We start from the raw sequence: 16841 nt of genomic DNA, 5'->3' as shown, positions 1-16841 counted from the left end.
GGGAGGTTAATGGCTGATGGGTAACGCGATTGAAATCGAAGGGCTGGCCAAATCTTACGGGGACAAAACCGCGCTGCGCGATATCGGGTTTGCGGTTCGCGAGGGCTCTTGCTTCGGGCTTTTGGGGCCGAACGGCGCCGGCAAGTCGACAACGATGAAAATTTTGTCCGGACTGCTCGAGCCCGACAGCGGCCGCGTCCGCGTACTCGGGCTGGACCTGAAACGCGAACACGCGCGGATCCGGGAGCAGATCGGCTACGTTCCGCAAGGTATTGCCTTGTACGAGAAGCTATCCGCTGCGGACAATCTGACCTTTTTCGGCGAGATGAGCGGGGTGCGGGGCAAGGAGCTGAAGAGCAGAATCGCCGAGGTGCTGGAGCAGGTCGGGCTTGCCGACCGGGCGAAGGACCAGGTGGAATCCTTCTCCGGGGGCATGAAGCGGCGGATCAACATCGCGGCGGCCCTGCTCCACCGGCCCAAGCTGATCATCTTGGATGAGCCGACCGTCGGCATCGATCCGCAATCCCGCAATCATATTTTCGAAATGATCAGGGGGATGAAAAGGGACGGCGTGACCGTTCTCTACAGCACCCACTACATGGAAGAAGTCGAGGCGCTGTGCGACGACCTCGCCATTATCGACAGCGGCCGGGTTATCGCCCACGGGGGCTTGAACGAAATTCTCGACCGTTTCGGCACATCGGCGGTTTATTTGGAACTGGCGGCCGGACAACAGCCTCCCGAACTGCCCGGATTGGGCGAGATCCGGCCGAAGGACCGGGGCTGGACCGTCGAGACGGCCAAGCCGCTGGAGGTGCTGTCCGCCTGGGCGGAGGCCTGCCGCCGGCAGCAGCTGACGGTGAAGCAGCTCGAGATCGTGCGCCCGTCGCTGGAAACGGTGTTTCTGTCGCTCACCGGCACGACGCTCCGAGATGATTGAGATGGCGGCGCAAGAGTGCGCTCGAAGCGGGTTGAACCTGATGCCACGTTTCGAAAACAACGAAAATCGAAGTCGGAATCGTCCGACAACAAAACGCCGGAGGGAGATCCGAGCATGATTCTTAGCATTGCGATCAAGGAATGGAAACTGATTCTGAAAGAGAAAGGCGCGTTTTTCTGGCTGCTGCTGATGCCGATCGGTTTCATTGTGCTGTTCGGTTCCGTATTCGGGAGCATCGGCAAGACGACGGTAACCGTCCCTTATATCGATCTTGCCGGCACGGCGGAATCGCAAGCGTTTATCAAGGCGGTCGGAGAGCGGGGAGGCTACAAGCTGGAGCCCAAAGAAGCGGGGGCGCTGGACGAACAGATCACCCGCATCCGCGACGGCAAGCAGTCGGTGCTGCTGGTCGTGAGGGAAGGGTTTGGCCGCGGACTAAGCGGCGCACCGGACGGGAAGTCGACCGTAGAGCTTTACAGCGACGCCTCCTCGGAACTGACCGGTCCGCTGAATTCGGTGCTGGAGAACCTGGCGAACGAATACCGGGAAGCGAAAATCGGAAGCGCCCTGCAAGCGGCGGGAGTTGCGGAAACGGAGCGGAGCCGGCTGATGGAGTCGCCGCTTGTCATTGAGGAAAAGCCCCAAAATGCGACCAATGCCAATGCGATCACCCAAGTCGTGCCCGGCTACACGGTCATGTTCGTCTTTTTTGTCATCATTTCCATGATCCGCCGGTTCATCGGCGACAAAACGGCGGGGATCACCGCACGGCTGCAGACGACGCGGATGACGCCGGTCAGCTACTTGCTGGGCATTTGGCTTGCGTACCTGGGCGTCGCAATCGTCCAGTGCGCGGCGCTGCTCTCGTTCGGGCATTTTGCTTACGGCCTCGAGCTGGGGGATGCCGTCGCGACCGCCGTTCTCGTGCTGATGCTGGCGATCTGCGGCACCGGCCTCGGACTGGCGATTTGCATGCTCGTGCGCAGCGAAAATCAAGGGATGGCGTTTACCCAGCTGCTGACGATGGGCGGCGCGGTGCTGGGCGGGCTGTGGTTCCCGATCGAATTTATGCCCCGCGCGCTGCAGACCGTCGCCCGTTTCGTTCCCCAGTACTGGGCCCAAAAGGGATTCCAGGACATCATGATCCGCGGCGCGCATTTGTCCGGCATCTGGCCTTCGCTCGCGGCGCTGGCCGCATTCGCGGCCGCGGGCATCCTTGTGGCGCTGTTCAGGTACAAAGGGTTCATGAAATCGGCGCTGAGCGGATAAAAAAAAAGCCCCGGGCGGGGGCGGCGGATATTCCGGCGCACACCGGATCCGCCGCGCATCGCCTCCCCGGGCTTGGAAGGGCAAACGAATACGGCGTCTTAGAACAGAAGCTGGTCCGGGTCCGGGCCGAACCGGTGATTTCGGTTCAACGAGTCGATGCGGTCCATATCCTCGGCCGTCAGCTCGAAATCGAAGATGTCGGCGTTCTCGGCAATCCGCGACGGCGTAATCGATTTCGGGATCGTCACCACGCCGTGCTGAAGATCCCAGCGGAGGACGACCTGAGCCGGCGTTTTGCCGTACTTGGCGGCGATCTCCTTGAGCACCGGCTGGTCGAGGTTGCCCTGCATGAGCGGGCTCCACGCTTCGAGCTGAATGCCTTTTTCCTTCGTATAGGCCAGCAGCTCCTTCTGGGTCAGCAGGGGATGGAACTCCACCTGATTGACGGCGGGCACGATTTCGCTCGCTTCGATCAGCTTGTCCAGATGATGGATCTGGAAGTTGCTGACCCCGATCGCGCGGACGAATCCTTCCCGGTACAGCTTCTCGAACGCGCGCCAAGTGTCGATATACTTGTCTTTGCCCGGCCAGTGGATGAGCAGCAGATCCACCACGTCGAGGCCGAGACGCTTGCGGCTTTCTTCGAACGCGGCCAGCGTCTTGTCGTACCCTTGGTCCTCGTTCCAGATCTTCGTGGTGATGAACAGTTCCTCGCGGGGGACGCCGCAGCTTCGGATCGCTTGGCCTACCTCGGCTTCGTTCTTGTAGAAGCTGGCCGTATCGATGCTGCGGTAACCCGTTTGGACGGCGGCATGGATGGCGCGCTCCACGTCGCCCGGGTCCGTCACTTTCCAGACGCCCAGCCCGAGGCGAGGCATCTTCACGCCGTTGTTCAGCACTGCATAGTCTTGGATGGAAACAATCATGGAAAAGTCCCTCCGTTTCGATTTTGTTGCTTTATATCAGCAGACCCAGCCATTCTTCCCGTTCGACGGGACCGAAATAGTAGGTCAGGTCCACTCCTGAAAGCGCCGCTTCGATCGCTCCGCGCTCGTAACGGACGCCGATCAGCTTGCCGGTCACGTCGGACACTTCTCCGCGTCCGAAGAAGTCGCCGTAAATCGAAACTTGGGTGATGACGCCTTTTTCCACGTTCAGCCGGACATCGAACGTGCCGGCGGAAAGCCGTTTCATCTGGCGCACGTTAAAAGCCGGGGACAGCCCGTAGTTCCAGTCCCAATTGCGGTAGCGCTCGTCGGCGAGCTTGCGTACGGCCGCCCAGTCGTCTTCGGTCAGCGGGTACCGCTCGATTTCGCCGCCGCCGAAGATGGATTCAAGCAGGAACTGCTTGAACTGATCGATCGTCATCGGCTCGCGCAGAAACTCGACGATGTTGGCCACGCGGCTCCGGACCGATTTGGTCGCCTTCGATTCGAATTTGAGCGGATTGGGCTTGAGGGCTGCGGCGACATTTTCCATGCGCGAATCGAACAGCAGCGTGCCGTGGCTGAACATGCGTCCGCGGGACGAGAACTGGGCGTTGCCGGATATTTTCCGATCGCCGACCACAATATCGTTGCGGCCGGACAGCTCCGCCTCAACGCCGAGCTTCCGCAGCGCCTCCACGACCGGGGCGGTGAACTTGCGGAAGTTGTGGAACGATTCGCCGTCGTCCCGGGTGACGAAGCTGAAATTGAGATTGCCCAAATCGTGGTAAACCGCTCCGCCCCCGGAAAGCCTGCGCACGACATGGATGCCGTTGCGCTCGACGTATTCGGCGTTCACTTCTTCGGCGGTGTTCTGGTTTTTGCCGATAATGATGGAAGGCTCGTTGATATAAAAAATCAAGTAGTCATGCTCGGCAGGCAGCTTCCGCAGCGCGTATTCCTCGAGCGCGAGGTTGAGCGCGGGATCGTGGCTGTTGCCGTTGTCGATGAACAGCAAGGCGGTTTCCTCCTTGGGCGGTTTCGTTCTGCCTCCTATTTTACGCCAGCCTGCGGCGGAGAACAATCGGGCTCGGCTTCCGGGAAGGAATTTCTTGACATTTTTCGGGCCACGTAAGATGCAGTACATCAAGCCTGACGTATCGACGATTTGCGTCGGAATGGCGGCGTCGTTCGGCGCCGTGCTGCTCGCGGCGGGAACGCCCGGCAAGCGGTATCGCGCTGCCGAATGCGGAGGTAATGATCTATCAGCCATGACGGCGGCGGAGGCCGCAAGCTACGGGCTGATCGACCGCGTACTGCAATGACTCCGTTTGGAGGGTCGTGGCCGCGTCCGCACGTTCGGCCCGTCCCTCGTAAATAGGATGTTTAAGAGAAATAACGTGTTAAAACGAATAACGGTCAAAACGGCTGTTATTTTTCGTGATCGTTGCAACCGCGCTTTTTTCTCAAACGTTCGCTTCCTCCGTCCCGGGACCGAGTCCGGCCTCCATCCCGCGCCGCTATCCGAACTCCTGCCTTTTCATGTATTGTGCTTTTATAAAGCTTCGTTCATCAGCGATTTTCGCGTAGAAGTCGGACGGCGGGTTGAGTTATAATGCTATAGTCGTTGATTCCTTACCACTCAATTAACGATGTAAAGCTGTTTTGCCGCATTTTCCATTTCGTTTTTTTCTTGGGCTTTCGGTTTTCGGCACATCCAACGCTAACAGACGGGATTAGAGGAGTTGAAATCGGGACATGTTGAAGCTGTTTCGTTTTTTGCGGCCGTACCGGGCGACGATCGCGCTGGTGATGGCGCTCGTCCTGCTTCAATCGCTCGCCGAATTGTATTTGCCGACGCTGATGTCCGACATTGTCAACAAGGGCGTCGTCCACGGCGATACCGGCTATATTTGGCGGATGGGGGGCTTTATGCTGCTCGTGACCTTGGGGGGAACGTTCGTTTCGATTTTGGCGAGCTTTTACGCCGCCCGGGTTTCGTCCGGCTTCGGGCGGATCGTTCGCGGAAAGGTGTTCTCGCATGTGGAAAGCTTTTCCCTGCAGGAGTTCGACCGCATCGGCACGGCGTCGCTCATTACGCGCACGACCAACGATATCAACCAGGTGCAGCAGGTGCTGCTGATCATGATGCGGCTGATGGTGATGGCCCCGATGATGTGTGTCGGCGGCATCATCATGGCGCTGTCCAAGGATGCGAAGCTGACGCTGGTGCTGCTTGTGGCGCTGCCGGTTCTCGCCTTGACCATCGCGCTCATTGCCGGGAAGGCCATCCCCTACTTCAAAGCGATTCAGCGAAAGCTGGACCGGCTCAATCTCGTCCTCCGCGAAGGCTTGACGGGCATTCGGGTCATCCGCGCCTTCAACCGGATCGAGCATGAGAAGGAACGGTTCAGGGAAGCGAACGCGGACCTGACCGAAACGGCGGTGAAGGTCAACCAGATTATGGCGCTGCTCATGCCGTTCATGATGCTGATCATGAATTTTTCGACGATTGCGATCGTCTGGTTCGGCGGGCTCCGAATCGGCAGCGGTCATATGGAAGTCGGGGATTTGATGGCGTTTATCCAATACGCGATGCAGATTATGTTTTCCCTGCTGATGCTTTCGATGATGTTCGTCATGGTGCCGCGCGCCTCGGCGTCGGCTGTGCGGATCGACGAAGTGCTCCATCTGGAGCCGACCATCCGCAATCGTACGGAAACAAGGCGTACAAGCCCGTCCCCGGGCGTCGTGGAGTTCGACAACGTCACCTACAGCTATCCGGGCGCGGAGCGGCCGGCCGTCTCGGGCATCACGTTCAAGGCGAACCCGGGCGAGGTGACGGCGATTATCGGCGGCACCGGTTCGGGCAAGTCCACGCTCATTCATCTGATTCCGCGCTTTTTCGATGCGGATGACGGATCGGTAAGGGTCGGCGGCATCGACGTTCGCGAATGGACGCAGGAGCAGCTTCGGGAGCAGATCGCGCTTGTTCCCCAGAAAGCCGTTCTGTTCACCGGCACGGTGGCCGACAACATCCGTTACGGCAAAGAAGACGCGACGGACGAGGAAATCCGCAAAGCCGCCGAAACGGCGCAGGCGCTCGATTTCATCAACGCGATGCCGGACGGATTCGAATCGGTGCTCGCGCAGGGCGGCGCCAACGTTTCCGGCGGGCAGAAGCAGCGGCTGTCGATCGCCCGGGCGCTCGTCCGGCGGCCGAAAATCTACTTGTTCGACGACAGCTTCTCCGCGCTCGACTATAAAACGGACGCGAGGCTGCGCGCGGCGCTGCGCAAAGAGACGGCCGACGCGACCGTCATCATCGTCGCCCAGCGCGTCAGCACCGTCATGGACGCGGACCGCATCGTCGTGCTGGACGAAGGGAAAATCGCGGGAATCGGCACACACCGGGAGCTGATGGCCGATTGCGCGGTTTATCGGGAAATCGTGGCGTCGCAGCTTTCGGAGGAGGAGATCGCATGAGCAGGGAAACGAGACGCCCGGCTCCGGCCGGAGGACAACGGCCGCCCGGATTCGGTCCCGGAGGACCTGGCATGTTCGGCATGCCCGGCCAAAAACCGAAAAACTTCAAAGGCACCTTCCGCAGGCTTGTCGGTTATCTACGGCCGTTTCGCTTTAAGCTGCTTGCCGTGTTCGCGACCGCTATCATCAGTACTGTTTTTTCCATCCTTAGCCCGAAAATCATGGGGAAAGCGACGGATAAACTGTTCGAAGGCATGATGCAGAAGTTTCAGGGCGTTCCCGGGGCGAGCATCGATTTCCAAGGGATTTGGGTCATTATTTTGTACCTGGCCGGCCTCTATGTCATTAGCTCGCTGTTCAGTTACATCCAGCAGTATTTGATGGCGGGCGTCGCGCAAAAAACGGTTTACAACCTGCGCAACGAAGTCAACGAAAAGCTGGCGAAGCTGCCGCTGAAATTTTACGATTCCCGGACGAACGGGGAAATTTTGAGCCGCGTCGTCAACGACGTGGACAATATCAGCAACACGCTGCAGCAAAGCCTGACGCAGTTGATCGCTTCGATCGTCACGCTGGTCGGCGCCATTGTCATGATGCTGTCGATCAGTCCGCTGCTGACGCTGATTCTCGTGCTGACGCTGCCGCTGAGCTTCGTCGTGATTCGAATGATCGCGTCCCGGTCGCAAAAGCATTTCAAGGCGCAGCAAATGCATTTGGGCGAGCTGAACGGGCATGTGGAAGAAATGTATACCGGGCATGCGATCGTCAAGGCGTTCGGCCGCGAACGCCGGTCGATCGAACGTTTCGACGACGTGAACGGCAAGCTGTATGAGGCCAGTTGGCGGGCGCAGTTCGTTTCGGGCATCATCATGCCGCTCATGAACCTGATCGGCAACATCGGGTACGTGCTCATCTGCGTCGTCGGCGGCGTTCTCGTGGTGCGCCGATCGATCAGCGTCGGGGATATCCAGGCTTTTATCCAGTACTCGAAGCAGTTCACGATGCCGATCGCGCAGACGGCCAACATCGCCAACATCATTCAATCGACGATCGCCTCCGCCGAGCGCGTGTTCGAGCTGCTGGACGAACCGGAGGAAACGCCGGAAGCGGCTTCCCCGGTCAAGCTTGAGACGCCGAAAGGGGATGTCGAGTTCCGCGGCGTCCGCTTCGGATACAAGGAGGACGCTCCGCTTATCGAAGATATGAACATTCGCGTCAAAAGCGGGCAAACGGTCGCGATTGTCGGTCCCACCGGCGCGGGCAAGACGACGCTGGTCAACCTGCTGATGCGGTTCTACGAGCTGAACGGCGGCTCCATTACGGTGGACGGCGTCGACATTACGCGTCTTTCACGCGGGCATTTGCGCAGCCTGTTCGGGATGGTGCTGCAGGATACGTGGCTGTTCAACGGCACGATTCGCGACAACATCGCGTACGGCCGGGCCGGCGCCACCGATGCCGAGGTGGTGGAGGCGGCGGTCGCGGCGCATGCCGACCACTTTATCCGGACGCTGCCGGACGGCTACGACACCGTGCTGAACGAAGAAGCGTCCAATATTTCGCAAGGGCAGAAGCAGCTGCTGACGATCGCCAGAGCCATTCTGGCCGATCCGCCGATCCTCATCCTGGACGAAGCGACCAGCAGCGTCGATACGCGGACGGAAATCCTGATCCAGCAGGCGATGAATCGCCTGATGAAAGGCAGAACGAGCTTCGTCATCGCCCACCGGCTGTCGACGATCCGCGATGCGGACCTGATTCTCGTCATGAACAAAGGCACGGTCATCGAGCAGGGAACGCACGCGGAGCTGTTGGCGCGGGGCGGATTTTATGCGGAGCTGTACCACAGCCAATTCTCCGGCGGCGCGCAGGTCAGCGCCGTGTAGGGGCAAGGGCGGGAACGCGGTCAGGTCAAGAGCAAGCGGCCTTCTGGGCCGGTCATCATCATTTTGGCGTATGCTGCGGGCGGCGACGGCAGGCGGATGGTTCCGCGGCCGTCGCCGTTCGGCGTATTCGGGCGCCGGAGGGCGCCGTACCCGGATCAGCCGGTCCTTCCATCCGGCTTCCCGCCTATTCCGGCAGGCGAATCCGCCTTTCAAGGGCGGATTTTATGTTTTCCTCAGTTTCCGTTCATCGTCCGTTCATTTTCAAATGTTAATTTTCGGATATCGCCAAGCGGGAGGAATGATCTGGATGAAAAAATGGCATTTGATCTCGGTTAGCGCGCTGACGCTCGCCTTGCTGGCCGGTTGCGGAGACGGCGGCTCGAACGCCGCGGACGCGGGATCTGCCAACGCGCAGACGGACGGCGGGCAAGCTTCGCAAGCGCGGGGCGGACCGGGCGGTGGCTTCGGGATGACCGACGAAAACGGAAATCCGGCGGACCTGATCGGCAAAATCAAAAGCATTAACGGCAACACGATTACGGTGTACAAGTCCCGGCTCGATCCTTCGCAGACGGGCCGCGGCGGCGGCAGGAGCGGAAGGCAGGCGCCAAGCGGCGAGGGGCAGGCGCAGGCCGGAGACGGTCAGGCGCCAAGCGGCGGCGGACAAGCCCAGACCGGGGACGCCCCGCCGACGGGCGAAGACGGAACCGGCCGTCCTCAAGGCGGCACGAACATGGCGGATAGGTTCACGGACGAAACCGTGGACATTACCGTCACCGACGCGACGAAAATCCGGAAAATCGCGTTCGAAAACAACGAGCGCACGACAAGCGAGGCTGCGCTTTCCGATCTGAAAGCTGGCGAGGTGTTGACGATTTGGCTGAACGAGGGCACGCAGGAAGCGTCCTTGATTACGATCGGCGGCATGGGCGGCGGCTTCGGCCGGGGATCAAATGAACCGGGCGCTTCGTCTGCGCCCGGCCAACAGGCGGCCGACCAGGCGGGGACCGGCCGGGATCGGACGACGACCGGCCAGGAGACCTCAAGCCAGCAGGCTGCCGGATAGTCGGTTCAGTTCATCGTCGTGCCGCGAACCGAGCAGTACACGATTCCATAAGTTCGCAGCGTTAATAGACGGCGTTAAATAGCCTCAGAAATACGGCGTTCACCCGGTTGGCGTTTCAGCGGGGCGTCCGGACATGCTAAGATGGAAATGAAAGGTAGGAGATCCGCATGTCCGAACATACTGAATCGTCCGCTTCGCTGCGCCTGTTCGTCGCGCTGCCGCTGCCCCGCGAGCTGCGCGACGCATTGGCGGGGTGGAGCCGGGACAAGCTCCGCAAGACATTCCCCATGGAGAAGTGGGTGCACCCGGAAGATTATCACCTGACGCTAAAGTTTCTCGGCGGCACGCCGGCGGACCGGATGCCCGCGGTGCGGGAGGCGCTGGCGCTTGTGGCGGCGGGGACGGCGCCGTTCGGCCTGGCCCTGGACGGTCTGGGCACCTTCGGGCGTCCGGGCTTGCCGGCTGTGCTGTGGGCGGGCGTGCGGGCGGCCGAGCGGTCCGGGACCGGGGCATGGAGCGGCCTCGCCGATCGCCGCCGCCAGGCCGCCGCTTCCGGCGGCGGCCCGGACGCGAACGGACGGGCGCAACCGTCCGGCTCCGCGCCACCGTCCGCCCCGGCCCCGCTCGCCCGGCTCGCGGAGGCGGTCGAAGCCGCGCTTGTGCCGCTGGGCTACCCCGCGGAACCGCGCGCGTATCGCCCGCACGTTACGCTCGCCCGCCGCTGGTCCGCGCCGCATGCCCCTGACCGCGCCCTTCTCGCCGCTCCGCCGCCGGCCGCCTTGTCCGCTCCATGGGCCGCGGACCGGCTCGTGCTGTACCGCAGCCGGCTGGGCCAGGCGCCGATGTACGAACCGCTCGCCGAGTTTCTTTTCGGGAACCGGGACAGCGGGTAAAATCGCTCGCTTCGGATCGCTTTATCCGGATATCTCACAATTTCCCATAATCTTTTGATATTTGTGCCGAAATATCGTTGTATCCTTGTACTCGCAAGGAACCCATGCAACGTATGTAGGAGGATGAGACGAAATGAAACTTTCGAAAAAAACGTTGATTCCGGCGGCTTTGCTGACGATGGCGCTGGCGGTGCCTTTCGGCGCATCGGCCGCCACCCCGGAAAGCGCCCAACCGGGCACCCAGCCGAACGCGGCCGAGGCGCAAGCGATCGGCCCGGGCTCCAAAGGATCCGGATTTTTCGTGCGCCACGGCGGCGAGCTCTTCATGAAAGCGGGCGTACCGCTTGGCGGAGGCGTCCATCAGCAAACGTACATCACGCTGCTGGCCGAGAAGTACGCGCCCGACACGGTTCAAGCATGGAAAGACGCGTTCGCCGAACGCAGCCGCCTGAGCGAGGAATTCCAATCGCTTCGCGAGTCCGAAGGCTGGAAAAATATTCTCGGCGAATGGAAGCAGGACTTGAGCGGCCAGGCGAAAGACAAATTGGAAACTTTGAAAGAATTAAAAGAAAAAGTAAAGAGCGGCGAATGGTCCAAAGATCAGCTCAAAGAGGAAATCGAAAACCAACTCCCGGAGGAAGCGAAGGAGCGCAAGGAACGGCTTGAGAAGTTCACGGAAGCCGTAAAATCCGGCGACGCCGAACAAATCAAGTCCGCGCTGGCCGAACTGTTGACGGATTTCAAGGATCAAAACCATGAACTGGCCCAAAAGCTGGATGAATTGAAGCAGAAACTGCAACAGTCCCAAGCGGAAACGCAAAGTTAATCCGAATCGCCGGCCCAAGCCGCCGGATCGCCGGGACGGAATCGGCGCCGCCGCGGAAGAAATGCGGCGCACGGCCCAGCCTCCGGCTGCTGCCACCGAGCAAAAGCTCTCTCATTCCCTAACCTCCTTACGTTTTTGCGCAGCAAAACCGCCGCATTCCGGCAGAAAGGCGCCGTTATCCGCAACGGCGCCTTTCGTCGTGCGTCCGGCCATTCGCGCGCATTATGTTATAATGAAGCAAACGAACAAGCGTACTTGGATACGGCGGGGGGCGGACGATGTTTCTGAAATCGGTCGGCTTTCGGCAAGACGTTCCGGCGGACCGGCGGGGCTACCCGTTTTCGCTTGCCTGGCTGGCCGGTTTGGACCGAATCGAGTTTCGGCGGCCGGTCACCATTTTGACGGGCCGCGGATATGCAGCGCAGTCTCGCGGAAGCGGAGGAAGAATACCGGGACCGCTCCGCGTTCGCCCGCAGCCAGGCGGCGGCGCCTTACCGGAAGTCGATCGCGGAACTGGAGCGGTACTACGGCGAAGATCTGGACGCCCGTTCGCACGGGGAAAGCTTCCTGCGGCTGTTCCAGTCCCGCTTCGTCCCCGGCGGTCTGTACCTGCTCGACGAACCGGAAACCCCGTTATCCCCGACGAAGCAGCTGGCGTTCCTTTCCATGCTCAAAGAAATGACGGAGCAGGGGTCCCAGTTCGTCATCGCGACGCATTCCCCGATTCTGATGGCGTTTCCCGATGCCGATCTGCTCAGCTTCGACCATGCGCCGATCCGGCGGATAACGTACGACGAGCTGGAGCACGTGCAGCTGATGCGGGCGTTCCTGGAAAATCCGGGACGGTTCCTGCGCCATCTGTAATTCCCGGGGACGAAACGACGCGTTCGGGCCGTTTTCATCCGGTTGGCCGAAATCAGCAGTTGGCTTGGCCTCATAGGGAGGAGACCGCGCTTTGAGCTATACCGTATATCTGGTGGAGGACGAAGCGAACCTGAACCGGCTTTTGACTTCATATTTGTCGAACGAAGGATGGTCGGTCCGCCCGTTCGGGGACGGACAGTCGGCGCGTGCGGCGATCCCGCAGCCGCCGCATCTCTGGATTCTCGACATCATGCTGCCGGATATCGACGGGTTTCAGTTGATTCGCGAAATCAAAACAGCCGCGCCGCAGGTTCCCGTCATCTTCATTTCCGCCCGCGACGCCGATCTCGATCGGGTGATCGGCCTGGAAATGGGCAGCGACGATTATTTGGCGAAGCCGTTTTTGCCCCGCGAACTGGTCATTCGCGCACGCAACCTGCTTAGCCGCGTATATGGCGGAAACCAGCCGCAGAAGGCGGGGAAATGGCAGATCGACCCCTACGCGATCGACGCCGAACGGCGGCAGGTGGCCGCGAACGGACAGCCGATCGACTTGACGGCGAAAGAATTTGACCTGCTCGTCTTCTTTGCCGCCAACGCGGGACAGGCGTTCTCGCGGGAACATATTTTGCGGCAGGTGTGGGGCGACGACTATTTCGGCTCCGACCGGGTCGTTGACGATCTTGTCCGGCGGCTGCGCCGAAAACTGCCCGACCTGCGGCTGGAAACGCTGTACGGGTTCGGCTACCGGCTGGTGAAGCCATGAAGAGCCGGCCGCTGTCGTTTCAAATCTGGGTCGTCATCGCCGGCATCACGACCGGGATCGGTCTGCTTTTAATGCTGCTCCTGCCGGCGATTCTCGGCCAATTTTTTACCCGGGAAATCTTCGCGACCATCGAGAACGCCCAAGCCATCCGCTTTCCCGCCCGCGTGTTCGAAATGGTGCCGGACCAGGAAGAACTCCGACGGCGCGGCGCGGCCGACGAATCGGAAATCCAGAACAGCCGTACGGTGGCTCACCTGTTGGTGACCGGAAACGGCACGGCGATCGTCGGACAGAAACTGCCCCAGGAAGCCACCGCCAAAATCCGGCGGAACCTGCTCGCCCAAACCGCCGCCGTCGGCTACTACTCGGACACGATCAACGGGCAGACGCTGTATTACGTCATCCGCAAACAGCCGTTTCCCAAGCTGAACTTATCGATCGTGTCGTTCATGTGGGACACTTACCGCGACGAGCTCGTCCGAACGCTGTACAAGCGGATCGCGCTGATCCTCGGAGCGGTGCTCGTCCTGAGCTGGCTTCCCGCGATCTGGCTGGCGCGGTATCTCAGCCGCCCGCTGGTCCGGCTCGAGGGTCACGTGCAGGCGATCGCGAACCGCGAGCTCGACCGACCGGTAGTCGTCGACCGGCAGGATGAAATCGGCAGGCTGGCCGCCTCCATCGAACGGATGCGTCAGCAGCTGCGCAAGCAGGACGAAGCGCAGCAGTCGCTGCTTCAGCATATCTCCCACGAGCTGAAAACCCCGGTGATGGTGATTCGCAGCTACGCGCAATCGATCCAGGACGGCGTCTTTCCGAAAGGAGATCTGGCCAGCTCCGTAGAAGTGATCGAGAACGAGTCCGAACGGCTGGAAAAGCGCATCCGCGATCTGCTGTACCTGACGAAACTCGATTATTTGTCCGCGCGCCAAAGCGTGCGGGAACCGGTCCGGCTGGCGGAATTGACGGAATCGGTCGCCGAGCGGCTGCGATGGCGGAGGCCGGACCTGATCTGGGAGCTCGATCTCGAGCCGGCGGTCATCGTCGCCGATCCCGAGCAGTGGACGGTTGCGCTGGAAAACCTGTTTGACAACCAGATGAGGTACGCCGCTACCCGCATTTCCGTCCGGCTTCGCGCCGAACCGGTTCCCGTCCTTGTCATCGGGAACGACGGTCCGCCGCTTGAGCCCGGATTGGAAGCCGCGCTGTTCCAGGCGTTCCGCAAGGGCGGCAAAGGCGAATTCGGCCTTGGACTTGCGATCGTCAAGCGGATCGCCGATCTGCACGGCGCGGATGTCCGGGCCCGAAACCGGGAAGGCGGCGTCGACTTCACCATTGCGTTTGCCAAGGAGTGACTTCCGGTGGCGCAATCGAACGAACCGATCATAACGAACCGATCATACCGGCACATAGACCGACACCGCCGCCGGGCATCCGACCCGAAGCGGCGGTTTGCCGTTTGAAGCGTCTTTTGGCCCTGGAACATCCGGAGGACGCGCTGAGGCGCTTGACGGACGGCGGCATGCCGGCGGACGCGTTCGACGCGCGGTATAAGCTCGTTCGGCGGAGAATTCTTTTCAATGGGCGGCGCATGGTGGTAAACTGGTAGTAGTTGTCGGGCTTGCCCAATCCGGCATCGCGTTTTCCGATCCGGAGATTCACGAACGGGAACGAACGTTGCCGGGCAGCCGCAAAGCGACGAGGGAAGATTTCAACGCGGTCGTGGAAGCGGTTAAATCCGGTGTCGCGCGCGAAAGAAAGATAGCTACATAACGCACGTGGCCCCGTTTGCGGAGAAGACCGGAAGATTCGAAGATCGGTCCAAGCCCGAGACCAAAGTCACTAAAGCAAGGGTCGAGCTGCAGACGCACGAAAAGCTTGGCCGAAAGGAGTTCTTATGGCATCCAATTTATTGCAGGCATTGTCCGAGGAGAAAATCGTCGCCATCATCCGCGGCATTTCCGAAAAGGACGGAGACGCGACGGCCCAGGCGCTGGCGGACGGCGGCATCGTCTTTCTCGAGGTTACGCTGAATACCGACGGCGCGCTCGGCATGATCTCGCGGTTCCGGGAGAAATACGCGGGACGGATGCGGATCGGCGCGGGAACGGTGCTCGATCTCGGGCAGGCGAAGGAAGCGGTGGCGGCCGGCGCCGAGTATATCATTTCTCCGAACCTTGACGAGGAAGTCGTCTATTACGGGGTCGAAAAAGGGGTCGACGTATGGCCGGGAACGATGACGCCGACGGAAATCGTACGCGCTTACAAAGCCGGAGCTTCCGCGGTCAAAGTGTTCCCGCTGGCTTCGCTCGGCGTCAATTACTTGAAGGAAATCCGCGCTCCGCTGAACCATATCCCGATGATCGCGACGGGCGGCGTCAATTTGCAAAATATCCGCAGCGTGCTGGACGCGGGCGCGGTCGCGGTCGGCCTTGGCGGCAACCTGGTCAATAAGCAGCTCATTCAGGAAGGCAAGTTCGATGAACTGGCCAAGCTGGCGCAAGCGTTCGTCTCCGAGGCCAAAGGAGTGAAGTGAACATGGCGGGATTGAAACCGGCCGATGTCGTGACGTTCGGAGAAAGCATGGTGCTGCTGCAGCCGATGTCCGAGGGGCCGCTCGCCTACGCGCCCCTGTTTACCCGGTCGATCGCCGGCGCCGAATCGAACGTCGCCATCGGGCTCTCCCGGCTCGGCCTGAGCGTGCGGTGGATCAGCCGATTGGGCGCCGACCCGTTCGGCGATCTGATCGCTTCCACGCTGGCGGGGGAAGGCATCGACGTGACGCTGGTGGAACGCGATCCGGCCTATCCGACAGCCGTTTACTTTAAAGAATTTAAAGGGTACGGCGATCCCAACGTGTACTACTACCGCAAGGGTTCGGCCGCGAGCCGTCTGGCGCCGGAACACGTGAAGCCGCGCTGGTTCGAGAACGCCCGGCATTTGCACGTGACGGGCATTACGCCGGCGCTCGGGCCGGAGACGGCGGACGCGGTGCGGGCGGCGATGACCGAAGCCCGCAAGCAGGGGCTGACGGTTTCCTTCGATCCCAATTTGCGGCGCAAATTGTGGAGCGAGGAGGAAGCGCGGCGCACGCTGCTGTCGCTTGTTCCGCTGTGCGACATTTTCCTGCCGGGGCTGGAGGAAGCGGAGTTTCTGGCGGGCGAAATGACCGTGGAGCAGTACGGCGCGCATTTCCTCGGTCTGGGCGCAAAGGCGGTCGTGCTGAAGCTGGGCGAACAGGGCTCGGTCGGCTTTACGCCGCTTGCCGCCGTGCGGGCGCAGCCCCACAAGGTCAGCCGCGTCGTCGACACGGTCGGCGCCGGCGACGCGTTCGCCGCCGGGTTCCTGTCCTCGTGGCTGAACAACGAATCGGACGACGACGAGCGCAATCTCTTGGCCGCGCTTGAACGGGCCAACCTTCTGGGCGCTTTGGCGACGCAGTACCGCGGCGACTGGGAAGGGCTGCCGAAGCTTGCGGAAGTGCAGAGGCTGCAATCGGGCGGAAGAGAAACGACGCGCTGAATCCGAAACCTCCCTGATCTCGTGCGAGCATCCACCCTGAAATCCATTTTGCACGGATCGGGGGTTCTTTTTTTCTACGGCTAATCCGTTGACCCTTATTGGTATTTCGCCTTTTGACGGCCTTGCTTGGGATGGCTTCTGGACCGTCTTCGTCGGGGGCCTTTCGATAAACGGGCGGATCCGCGTTGTCCTCAGGGTTGAGGGCGGGAGAAGGCGGGGTGAAACGGCGGGTTATAGAGGCGTCGCGACCTGTTCGCAATAGGGTTGTGCTTGGTGGGGGCCGCCTCGGACGATAGGGATGCGTGCGGCGGTGTGCAGCGGCCAAGTAGTCCGCCCAGTACCCCACATCGCTGCCGTCTTTGCTGCCAACCCGTCATGTAGTCCGCCCAGTACCCTACAT

General features: G+C 61.0%; 14 protein-coding genes and 2 pseudogenes. 14 read left to right on the top strand and 2 right to left on the bottom strand.

Annotated elements, in window-relative coordinates; genetic code table 11:
• Positions 1–16: 16 nt before the first annotated feature.
• The 3 genes and pseudogenes from F560_RS26590 to F560_RS0105060 form a co-directional block, all read left to right on the top strand.
• Positions 17–586, top strand: a pseudogene (locus F560_RS26590) (ABC transporter ATP-binding protein); the annotation flags it as partial.
• Positions 587–598: 12 nt separating this feature from the next.
• The gene (locus F560_RS26585) at positions 599–940 is read left to right on the top strand and encodes an ATP-binding protein DrrA1-3 family domain-containing protein (RefSeq protein ID WP_483772823.1); all 342 of its coding nucleotides are present in this window, start codon (positions 599–601) and stop codon (positions 938–940) included.
• 114 nt (positions 941–1054) lie between these two features.
• Positions 1055–2209 carry an ABC transporter permease gene (locus F560_RS0105060; protein WP_019004632.1) on the top strand — a complete coding sequence of 385 codons (1155 nt, stop codon included), beginning with the start codon at positions 1055–1057 and terminating at the stop codon, positions 2207–2209.
• A gap of 98 nt (positions 2210–2307) precedes the next feature.
• On the opposite strand, the gene F560_RS0105055 is transcribed toward F560_RS0105060, so the two are convergent.
• On the bottom strand, positions 2308–3135 hold the full coding sequence (locus F560_RS0105055; protein ID WP_019004631.1) for an aldo/keto reductase: 828 nt from the start codon (positions 3133–3135) through the stop codon (positions 2308–2310).
• A 31-nt stretch (positions 3136–3166) separates the two neighbouring features.
• The gene (gene lplA, locus F560_RS0105050) at positions 3167–4153 is read right to left on the bottom strand and encodes a lipoate--protein ligase (protein WP_019004630.1); all 987 of its coding nucleotides are present in this window, start codon (positions 4151–4153) and stop codon (positions 3167–3169) included.
• A 118-nt stretch (positions 4154–4271) separates the two neighbouring features.
• On the opposite strand from lplA, the pseudogene F560_RS25490 reads away from it, so the two are divergent.
• The 11 genes and pseudogenes from F560_RS25490 to F560_RS0104990 form a co-directional block, all read left to right on the top strand.
• Positions 4272–4407: pseudogene (locus tag F560_RS25490) on the top strand (ATP-dependent Clp protease proteolytic subunit); the annotation flags it as partial.
• 486 nt (positions 4408–4893) lie between these two features.
• Positions 4894–6621, top strand: coding sequence for an ABC transporter ATP-binding protein (locus F560_RS0105040; protein WP_019004629.1), 1728 nt, complete (start codon positions 4894–4896; stop codon positions 6619–6621).
• Positions 6618–8507, top strand: coding sequence for an ABC transporter ATP-binding protein (locus F560_RS0105035; RefSeq protein ID WP_019004628.1), 1890 nt, complete (start codon positions 6618–6620; stop codon positions 8505–8507). The genes F560_RS0105040 and F560_RS0105035 overlap by 4 nt, the downstream gene beginning before the upstream one ends.
• 307 nt (positions 8508–8814) lie before the next feature.
• Positions 8815–9573 (top strand): hypothetical protein, encoded by a 759-nt coding sequence (locus F560_RS0105030; protein WP_156828897.1) that lies wholly within the window; start codon positions 8815–8817, stop codon positions 9571–9573.
• Positions 9574–9740: 167 nt separating this feature from the next.
• Positions 9741–10466: an RNA 2',3'-cyclic phosphodiesterase gene (gene thpR, locus F560_RS24505; protein ID WP_019004626.1), complete on the top strand. Its 726-nt coding sequence runs from the start codon at positions 9741–9743 to the stop codon at positions 10464–10466.
• Positions 10467–10599: 133 nt separating this feature from the next.
• The gene (locus F560_RS0105020) at positions 10600–11292 is read left to right on the top strand and encodes a hypothetical protein (RefSeq protein ID WP_019004625.1); all 693 of its coding nucleotides are present in this window, start codon (positions 10600–10602) and stop codon (positions 11290–11292) included.
• Between the two features lie 414 nt (positions 11293–11706).
• Complete coding sequence (locus F560_RS22540; RefSeq protein ID WP_019004624.1) at positions 11707–12156, top strand: AAA family ATPase; 450 nt, start codon at positions 11707–11709, stop codon at positions 12154–12156.
• A gap of 91 nt (positions 12157–12247) precedes the next feature.
• The gene (locus F560_RS0105010; RefSeq protein ID WP_019004623.1) at positions 12248–12922 is read left to right on the top strand and encodes a response regulator transcription factor; all 675 of its coding nucleotides are present in this window, start codon (positions 12248–12250) and stop codon (positions 12920–12922) included.
• Positions 12919–14274, top strand: a complete 1356-nt coding sequence (locus F560_RS0105005; RefSeq protein WP_019004622.1) for a HAMP domain-containing sensor histidine kinase — start codon at positions 12919–12921, stop codon at positions 14272–14274. The genes F560_RS0105010 and F560_RS0105005 overlap by 4 nt, the downstream gene beginning before the upstream one ends.
• 542 nt (positions 14275–14816) lie before the next feature.
• Positions 14817–15455, top strand: a complete 639-nt coding sequence (locus tag F560_RS0104995) for a bifunctional 4-hydroxy-2-oxoglutarate aldolase/2-dehydro-3-deoxy-phosphogluconate aldolase (RefSeq protein ID WP_019004620.1) — start codon at positions 14817–14819, stop codon at positions 15453–15455.
• 2 nt (positions 15456–15457) lie between these two features.
• Positions 15458–16441: a sugar kinase gene (locus tag F560_RS0104990; protein WP_019004619.1), complete on the top strand. Its 984-nt coding sequence runs from the start codon at positions 15458–15460 to the stop codon at positions 16439–16441.
• The last annotated feature ends 400 nt before the right edge of the window (positions 16442–16841 follow it).

This window comes from Cohnella laeviribosi DSM 21336, from assembly GCF_000378425.1.
Lineage (GTDB): Bacteria > Bacillota > Bacilli > Paenibacillales > Paenibacillaceae > Cohnella > Cohnella laeviribosi.
This window is presented reverse-complemented; position numbering and strand designations above follow the sequence as displayed.